Here is an 8,448-nt window from a genome sequence, read left to right as displayed (position 1 = left end):
TCGGTTTGCATACTTCCGTTAGTGCCGGTATTGTAATTAAAACCTTTGGCAACTCCTTTATTGCCATAACCATATTCAATGCCATGTTTTTCTAATAGGTTGGTAAGTGCTTTTTTCTTATCCATGTCCCCATTCAACACATAACTTTTGTATTTAAAATTCTTAGGTTCATAGAATTTATGGAATTCCTGATTGAGCCTATCTGTATTTTGAGAAGCAACCTCCACCGTAGACAATCCCGTAGTTTTGTGATGGTCTATTCTGTCCTTCAGTGTTAAGGTATCCCCTATAGCCGTAATTACTCCCAGTCCGGCCCGGCCACTTCCCCCTTGTTCATAGGTCATTCCAATAGCCCCGTTGTAGGTGGGATAGGTGTCCCCATAACTGGGATAGAACAGATCAAAGCGCTCTTTGGTAAAATAGAACCAGCCATTGGCATCAAAGTACTTAGCGTGATTTCTCCCCAAAGTTTCCTGAAAAGAGCGCTGAAAAGGGGTTATCACCTCATGAAAAGGTTCTGCAGAGGGAGCAAAGAAATACGGATTATTCACCCCTTGTTCATGAAAATCTACGTGAATATGGGGAAGCCACTGGTTGTACCAGGACAGGCGCTGCTGACTTTCCACTTGCGTTAACCAGGCCCAATCCCGGTTTAGATCGAACATATAGTGATTGGCTCGCCCGCTTAACCACCCTTCATGGTGTTCTTTGCTATCCGGATTTACCTGGTTGGGGGTATTCTTGTTTTGATTATACCAATTCACATACCTGTCGCGTCCATCCGGATTAATACAGGGATCTATGATGACCACGGTATTTTCCAAATAGGCTTGTTTGGAGGTTAGTAATTCATAGATGGTTTGCATGGAGGCCTCTGTACTTACACTCTCATTTCCATGCACATTATAACTAAGCCAGACAATGGCTTTTGAAGCGTTGCCTGTCCCTTCAGTATTTTTTAAATGTTCCGTACGTATGGTTTCCAGATTCTCCATATTCTCAGCAGAGGAGACATAGGCCAATAGTAAAGGTCTGCGCTCATTGGTTTTGCCATATTCTTGTAATTGAACTCTTTCCGGGACGGTATTGGCCAGGTATTGGTAGTACTCTACTACCTCATGATGACGGGTGAATTGTGTTCCCAGCTCATATCCCAGAAATTCTGAGGGAGATTTTAAGGACTGGGACATAAGCACTACCGGAAGGATTAAGGCAAACAAGACTGAGATCTGTTTCATATATAAGGAGTGTAAAATGAAAGTCTCAAAGCTAAGGATTAAAATTCATATTAGATAGGGGATTGCCGTACCGCTCAACGGCAATAATGGCCAGCTGATCTGTCCTACAAGGAATACGGTAATTTATACACGCTCCCTTTGCTCGTTTGTTATTGGCACAACTTAACGTATTTTTGGGAAATGAAAAGGCACAGAAATGTATCTTTGAAAGCCAATAAAAGAGCAGTATGCGAGTAGAAGGAATTCCTTTTAAGGATACAGGGTATTTTTCAGAGATCATCTGCGATTACCTGGCAGAAGCCCCTTCATTAAAAGCATTCTACCATCACTTTCCTTCTCTAGGGTCCTTTAGCGCCCAAATAAAAGAAAAGAAAGAAAGTTTTCCTGCCAACACCAGAGAAGTACTAGTTGCGTCGTTACAGAGGCAATATGAGGGGGTAACCATCTCTCCTAAAACTCAAAAGCACATTTCCTTACTTAAAGAGGCTAATACGTTTACGGTGGTTACAGGGCATCAGTTAAATCTCTTTACGGGGCCCTTGTATTTTCTTTACAAGATCATTAGCACCATCAACCTGACCATAGCCTTAAAAAAAGAAAATCCCGGACAACATTTTGTGCCTGTATATTGGATGGCAACGGAAGATCACGACTTTGAGGAGATCAATTATTTTAATTTTAAGGGGAAGAAAATACAATGGAACCGGGAGGCCTCCGGCGCTGTAGGTAGTTTGTCTACAGAGGGTTTAGAGGCAGTTTATGAATTATTTTCACAGGAACTGGGCCCGGGGGTGCATGCCGCAAAGCTGAAAGAACTTTTTAGCAATGCGTATTTAAAACACAAGACATTAACGGCTGCCACAAGGTATCTCGCGAACGAACTTTTTGGGGCCGAGGGACTGGTTATTATCGATGGGGATGACAAAGCTTTAAAACAATGCCTGATTCCTCATATTAAAGAAGATGTCTTACATCAAACGGCCTTTGAAGAAGTTACCAAGACCATATCGGAGCTGCAGGCGGCCTCTTCTGCCTATAACATTCAGGTAAACCCAAGAGAAATCAATTATTTTTATCTCAAGGACGGAATTCGGGAACGCCTTATCCAAAAAGAGGGTAAATTTTTTGTAAATAATACCGAACTGCAGTTTACAAAAGAAGCTATTTTAGAAGAAATAGAGCGCTTTCCGGAGCGCTTCTCTCCCAACGTGATCAGCAGGCCTCTATATCAGGAAGTAATTCTACCTAACCTCTGTTATATAGGGGGAGGGGGAGAGCTGGCCTATTGGTTAGAACTTCGGTCCTCTTTTGAGATTATGAAGGTTCCTTTTCCAATGCTTTTACTGAGAAATTCTGCCTTGGTCATCTCTGAGAAGCAGTTGCAAAAGATGCACAAATTGAATGTGACCGTAAAAGATCTATTTTTAGAACAAAACAGACTCATCAATAAAAAGATCAGGGAAATATCTAATATAGATATAGATCTTAGCCCTCAGCGGACACATTTGAAAGAGCAATTTAATGGGCTTTATGAGCTGGCAGAGCAAACAGATAAATCCTTTTTGGGTGCAGTAAAGGCACAGGAAGTTAAACAACTCAAGGGCCTTGATGTCCTTGAAAAACGCCTTTTAAAAGCACAAAAGAGGAAACTGAAGGATCATGTGAGGCGCATGACTAACATACAAAATGAGTTGTTTCCTAACCAATCACTTCAGGAACGAAATCGCAACTTTTCTGAGTTGTACTTAGAATTGGGAGAAGGATTGATCCCTTCCTTAATGAATTCCTTGCATCCACTGGGAGATCAATTCACCATAGTGATATATTCCTAGTTTTACTACGCTATTAACACGGTGTCTTGTACTTTTGTATAAGAATCCTTTTTCATGCATAATATTGACATAGAAGTCGTTGAAATGACATTAGATGTCATGAAATACGCCATTAGTCGTATTACCAATACCACCCCCAAATTAGGAAAACCCAGGAAGGAAGAAGAATTGTATCAGCTGGTGGGTGAAACTATTACTTCAGAAGGTATTGGTGGAGAACGCGCTTTTAAACTATTCAGGGATGTATTGCTACCGGCGACAGTACCAATAGATCACCCCAGACATCTTGCTTTTGTTCCTGCTGCCCCAACCAGGGCGGCTGTAATGTTCGATTTGGTTACTTCTGCCTCCAGTATACACGGAGCCTATTGGATGGAGGGAGCAGGAGGGATCTTTTGTGAAAATCAGGCAATGAAATGGTTGGTGTCGCTCACCGGAATGCCGGAAGGTGCCTTTGGGGTATTTACAAGTGGGGGTACCGCTGCTAATCTGTCTGCTATGGTAACTGCCAGAGAGAATTGGAGAAAAAACCCCTCCAACATCCATAAAAAAGGACTGGTTATTACGTCTATAAATGCACATTCCTCTGTTAAAGCAATGGCACAAGTGATCGATGCTGATTTGGTGTTCGTAGACTCTGAGGTAGAGATGACAGGAGAGGATCTGAAATTGAGGATTAATGAGCTAGATCCTTCTCAACGGTCTCGATTATTTGCAGTAGTAGCCACAGGAGGGACAACCAATGCCGGGATCATCGATGATTTGGAAGGTATTGGGCGAGTTTGTAAAGATGAAGGATTATGGTACCATGTAGATGCAGCCTATGGGGGAGGTGCTTTGGTAGCCGACTCTGTGCGTCATCAGTTTATTGGTATTGAAAAAGCAGATAGTATTACCATAGATCCACATAAGTGGCTTTTTTCACCATATGATTGCGGGGCCATTTTATACAAGAACCCCCAACTAGCGAAAGAAGCCCATTCTCAGGAGGGGTCGTATCTCGAAATCTTTAGTGATGAAGGTGCCCATGGTTTTAACCCCGCAGACTATCAGATTCAATTAACAAGAAGATTACGCGGGCTTCCATTGTGGTTTTCTTTAGCTACCCACGGAATAGATAAATATAAATGGGCGGTTGAAAAAGGTATTTCCCTGGCTAATTTGTCGGCAGAACTCATTGAAAAACGACCGGAATTGGAACTGGTGAGACCTCCAAGTCTGTCTTGTGTTCTCTTTAGACGCAAAGGATGGACACCTCAGATGTATACAAACTGGACCTTTAGCAATCACGAGAAGGGTATTGCGTTGGTCACACCAACCAAATGGAGAACCAATGAGGGTTTTGAAACAGTAATACGTTTTTGTTTTATCAATCCGGATACCAGCCAGGATGACATAGAACTAATCTTGGATACCTTAAAAGAGTAAGCTGCAAAGTGTATTAAGGCACTAAAAATTCACTTTCCCAGTAGTCTTCTTCCCAGGAGTAGCGAACCCGGATATGATGTGGTCTCTTTAGTTTAAGGTATTCAATTTTAAAAGGTGTGATTTCTACTATGCAAAAATGATCCTCATCATCCAGATAATCTATTTGATCTGGATGTGTTACGGCAGTTCCCGGAGCAGTCGCTGTTGTGTAGTCCTTTCTGGAGCTTCCCTTTACGCTGCTCCAGTATTTCTCTTTAATTTCCTCATTTTTTATCACTTTCGCCAATCCTTCGATTCTGATCTGCATTAAATTTTTTGGATGATAAAAGAGGAGCCCCACTTTTTTATTTTCCTGCAGATGGATCATTTTCTTTGAGCGACTATCCGTAAAAAATGTTAATTGAAGCTCTTCAGAAACCTTGCGGAGTACTATGGTCCGCAACCGTGCTACCTGGTCTAAACCCACTGTGGCAAGCGTAAAATAACGAAATGGATGTCCTTTTTGTGATACACCTTTCTTTAATTCCTGAGAAAGTTCTTTAAAATAATCCTGAGTCATGTCTAGGGGGTTTAAAAATAAATAAAGATAAAAAAATTAAAGATGAGGTAGGGTATTTTTAAAGTTAGTTGTTCTATAATAAATTGCTGTGAAAAAGAAATTTTTGTAGTGTCATAAAAATTCATGTGTTTAGGTTGGTTTTTGATTTGAAAAGCCTTGACCGTAGGGGTCAGGGCTTTTTTTTATGTAAACGTGGACCGCTAGATTACAGACATTGATTTAATATACCTTATAATCCAGGCGCATTGTTATGGAAGCTGTTTTATTCTTCGATGAGGTATTGTATACCCCGCCCCAACTAAATGCTTCGTCTGAATTCTGTCCTGTGATCTGAAACACACCCATTTGTGCCGAAATAAGATCTCCAAGAGAACCCCCGGCATTTTCAGCAATATTTTCTGCCCTTAACCTTGCATCTTCAGTAGCTTGTGCAATCATCTTAACCTTAAGATCGGCAAGCTGTGTGTAGTAATACCTGGGTGGGGAAGAGGTAAATTGTACACCTTTATTCAATAATTCGGTGATCTCCCTGGATACCTGTTCTATAAGTAAAACATCTTTGGATTCAATATTTACGGATTGGGTCAGGGAATATCCACGAAAAATACTTCCTACGTAATTTCCGTTATCATATTTATTATCCCTTTGTTCCAGGGTCTGCACAGAATTAAAAATTATATTATCTGAAGGGATGCCTTTAGAGACCAAATAGGTTCGCACTATCTCTTTGTCCCGATTCACTTGTTCAAAAGCGGTCTTTAAATCGGTGTTAAATGCCGTGAAATATCCTTCCCATACTATGAGGTCAGAAATAAAGTTTTCAGTGCCCAACCCGGTTACCGAAATTACCTGCGGCGGATTTGCCCTATCCTTATAAGCAGCTCCCAAAAAATAAGCAGCGAGTACTATTGAAATTCCGAAAATTATCGCCGAGATGTGTTTCATTGCAAAGTACGTTAATAAACCTATGATAAATATACCCAAAGATCCTTTACAAAATAGCTCAAATTGCTATTTTTGCCCATGCAAAACAACGTCCTGATTTTAGATTTTGGATCTCAATACACCCAGCTTATAGCAAGAAGAGTTCGGGAACTGAATATTTTTTGTGAGATCAAACCATATAACCATTTACCTGAAGACCTTTCTGAATATAAAGCTGTGATCTTATCTGGCTCCCCTTACTCTGTAAGATCGGAGGAAGCTCCCCATCCGGATCTAAGTAAGATTAAAGGAAAGATTCCTTTACTGGGAGTCTGCTATGGGGCGCAATATCTGGCCCATTTTCACGGAGGTATGGTGGCCCCCTCTAATACCAGAGAGTACGGACGGGCCAGATTGTCGTCCATCCAGGAAAATGATCCGTTTTTTAAATCGATTAAACCAGGTTCCCAGGTATGGATGAGTCATTCCGATACCATTAAGGAATTACCCCCAAATGCAGAACTACTGGCCAGTACTCATGACGTACAAAATGCGGCATATAAACTCCGGGATGAAAAGACCTATGCCATACAATTCCACCCGGAGGTGTATCACACTAAAGACGGGAAAAAAATACTGGAGAATTTCCTTGTACATATCGCGGGATTAGAACAGACCTGGACCCCGGATGCCTTTGTGGAGACTACCGTTGCAGAACTTAAAAAGGAAATAGGGGACGACAAGGTAATTTTAGGACTTTCCGGTGGGGTAGATTCTACGGTGGCGGCCGTATTGTTGCACAAGGCCATAGGGAAACATCTTCATTGTATTTTTGTCAACAATGGCCTCCTTAGAAAAAATGAGTTTGAAGAAGTGCTGGATCAGTACCAACATATGGGCCTAAATGTCAAGGGAGTTGATGCTTCGGCACGCTTTTTGGATGCTTTGGCCGGAGAAGATGATCCCGAAAAGAAGCGAAAGATCATCGGGGGAATTTTTATTGATGTTTTTGATGATGAGGCGCATTTGGTGGAGGATGCCAAATGGTTGGCGCAAGGAACCATTTACCCGGACAGAATAGAATCTGTTTCGGCTTCCGGAGGACCGTCTGCAACCATAAAAAGTCATCACAATGTTGGAGGCTTACCAGATTATATGAAATTAAATATAGTGGAGCCTTTAAAAATGCTCTTTAAGGATGAAGTTAGGAGAGTGGGGGCTACCCTGGAGATAGCCGATGAAAGATTGGGGCGCCATCCTTTTCCCGGACCTGGCCTAGCCATTCGAATTCTCGGGGATATAACCAGAGAGAAAGTGGCTATTTTACAGGAAGTAGATGCTATCTTTATCAACGGATTACGAGAATGGGGACTTTATGACAAAGTATGGCAGGCCGGTGCCATGTTATTGCCGGTTCACAGTGTAGGGGTTATGGGAGATGAAAGGACCTATGAGAAATGTGTAGCCCTCCGTGCTGTGGAAAGTACCGATGGAATGACCGCAGATTGGGTAAATTTACCTTATGAGTTCCTGCAAAAAATGTCTAATGAAATTATCAATAAGGTCCCAGGTGTAAATAGGGTGGTTTACGATATTAGTTCTAAACCTCCGGCAACCATAGAGTGGGAATAAACGTATATACCATGATGAAAGTACTAAACTGCCTTGTTTTGTTTTTGTTGTTTGCCTTCCAGGTGCAGGCACAACAATTCAAGACCCACGCGGTGAAACAAGGAGAAACATTATATAGCATCTCGAAGCTGTACCGGGTTACCCCGTTCAATATTCTGAAATACAACAAAGAGATTAAACAAGGGGATGTATTAAAACCAAATACGATCCTGGTGATCCCAATGCAGGCAAATGCCTCTGATACCAAACCTCTTCCTGAGACTCCAAAAGAAAGTAAGGTAGTAAAACAGGTCGATCAGGAGCAAGAAGAGCGCACTCCAGTGCGATTCAGAACTCATCGTGTGCGTAAAAAGGAGACCATCTATGGTATTTCCCGTAGGTATGAGATAAGCGTGGACGATATTAAGCGATATAATAAGGAATTATACGGTAGTGCATTAAAAAAAGGGATGCGGTTAGAGATCCCCGAATTCCCTGAAATAGAAGAAATAAAAGATAGTATTAATCCGGAAGATTTTGAGACCTATGTGGTTTTGCCTAAAGAAACCAGATGGAGCATCGCCCATAAATATGGAATTACTGTAGACAGCCTTTTAGCATTAAATCCATCCTTGCCAAGGACCACCAATGACCTCGCCATTGGACAGGAATTGAATTTGCCAAGAAAACCGGGGAGCACAGTGGAGGGACAAGAAGTTACGCTCTTTGAGTCATATACGGTCCCATCTAAAAAAACAATGTATACCCTAAGTGGAGAATACGGTATTACATCGGAGGAGATCATTAAGCTAAACCCTATGATCCTTGAACAAGGTGGTCTTAAAGAGGGCATGGT

At 41.7% G+C, this 8,448-nt stretch carries 7 protein-coding genes; 4 read left to right on the top strand and 3 right to left on the bottom strand.

Annotated elements, in window-relative coordinates; all coding sequences use genetic code 11:
- The coding region (locus tag WBM49_RS12340; RefSeq protein ID WP_424372356.1) for a M14 metallopeptidase family protein at positions 1-1,238 on the bottom strand (1,238 nt) is incomplete at its 3' end.
- 227 nt (positions 1,239-1,465) lie between these two features.
- Between WBM49_RS12340 and bshC the strand changes: the two genes are divergently transcribed.
- Positions 1,466-3,070: a bacillithiol biosynthesis cysteine-adding enzyme BshC gene (gene bshC / locus WBM49_RS12335; protein ID WP_424372355.1), complete on the top strand. Its 1,605-nt coding sequence runs from the start codon at positions 1,466-1,468 to the stop codon at positions 3,068-3,070.
- Positions 3,071-3,124: 54 nt separating this feature from the next.
- Positions 3,125-4,498 carry a pyridoxal phosphate-dependent decarboxylase family protein gene (locus WBM49_RS12330; protein ID WP_424372354.1) on the top strand — a complete coding sequence of 458 codons (1,374 nt, stop codon included), beginning with the start codon at positions 3,125-3,127 and terminating at the stop codon, positions 4,496-4,498.
- A gap of 13 nt (positions 4,499-4,511) precedes the next feature.
- Here WBM49_RS12330 and WBM49_RS12325 read toward each other — a convergent pair whose 3' ends face one another.
- The gene (locus tag WBM49_RS12325; protein WP_424372353.1) at positions 4,512-5,057 is read right to left on the bottom strand and encodes a pyridoxamine 5'-phosphate oxidase family protein; all 546 of its coding nucleotides are present in this window, start codon (positions 5,055-5,057) and stop codon (positions 4,512-4,514) included.
- Positions 5,058-5,276: 219 nt separating this feature from the next.
- Entirely contained in the window at positions 5,277-6,002 is a 726-nt protein-coding gene (locus WBM49_RS12320; protein ID WP_424372352.1) for an SIMPL domain-containing protein, read from the bottom strand.
- Positions 6,003-6,080: 78 nt separating this feature from the next.
- Between WBM49_RS12320 and guaA the strand changes: the two genes are divergently transcribed.
- Together guaA and WBM49_RS12310 are read left to right on the top strand one after the other, a co-directional pair.
- Complete coding sequence (gene guaA / locus WBM49_RS12315; protein WP_424372351.1) at positions 6,081-7,613, top strand: glutamine-hydrolyzing GMP synthase; 1,533 nt, start codon at positions 6,081-6,083, stop codon at positions 7,611-7,613.
- Between the two features lie 11 nt (positions 7,614-7,624).
- The coding region (locus WBM49_RS12310) for a LysM peptidoglycan-binding domain-containing protein (RefSeq protein ID WP_424372350.1) at positions 7,625-8,448 on the top strand (824 nt) is incomplete at its 3' end.

Source organism: Muriicola sp., assembly GCF_049669965.1.
GTDB lineage: Bacteria > Bacteroidota > Bacteroidia > Flavobacteriales > Flavobacteriaceae > Muriicola.
Note: the sequence above shows the minus strand (reverse complement) of the source record. Positions and strands in the feature narration are given on the sequence as shown.

Excerpts from the sequence above, each read along its gene's own strand:
- bshC (WP_424372355.1), top strand. The coding sequence starts at position 1,466 with ATGCGAGTAGAAGGAATTCCTTTTAAGGATACAGGGTATTTTTCAGAG.
- WBM49_RS12330 (WP_424372354.1), top strand. The coding sequence starts at position 3,125 with ATGCATAATATTGACATAGAAGTCGTTGAAATGACATTAGATGTCATG.
- WBM49_RS12325 (WP_424372353.1), bottom strand. The coding sequence starts at position 5,057 with ATGACTCAGGATTATTTTAAAGAACTTTCTCAGGAATTAAAGAAAGGT.
- WBM49_RS12320 (WP_424372352.1), bottom strand. The coding sequence starts at position 6,002 with ATGAAACACATCTCGGCGATAATTTTCGGAATTTCAATAGTACTCGCT.
- guaA (WP_424372351.1), top strand. The coding sequence starts at position 6,081 with ATGCAAAACAACGTCCTGATTTTAGATTTTGGATCTCAATACACCCAG.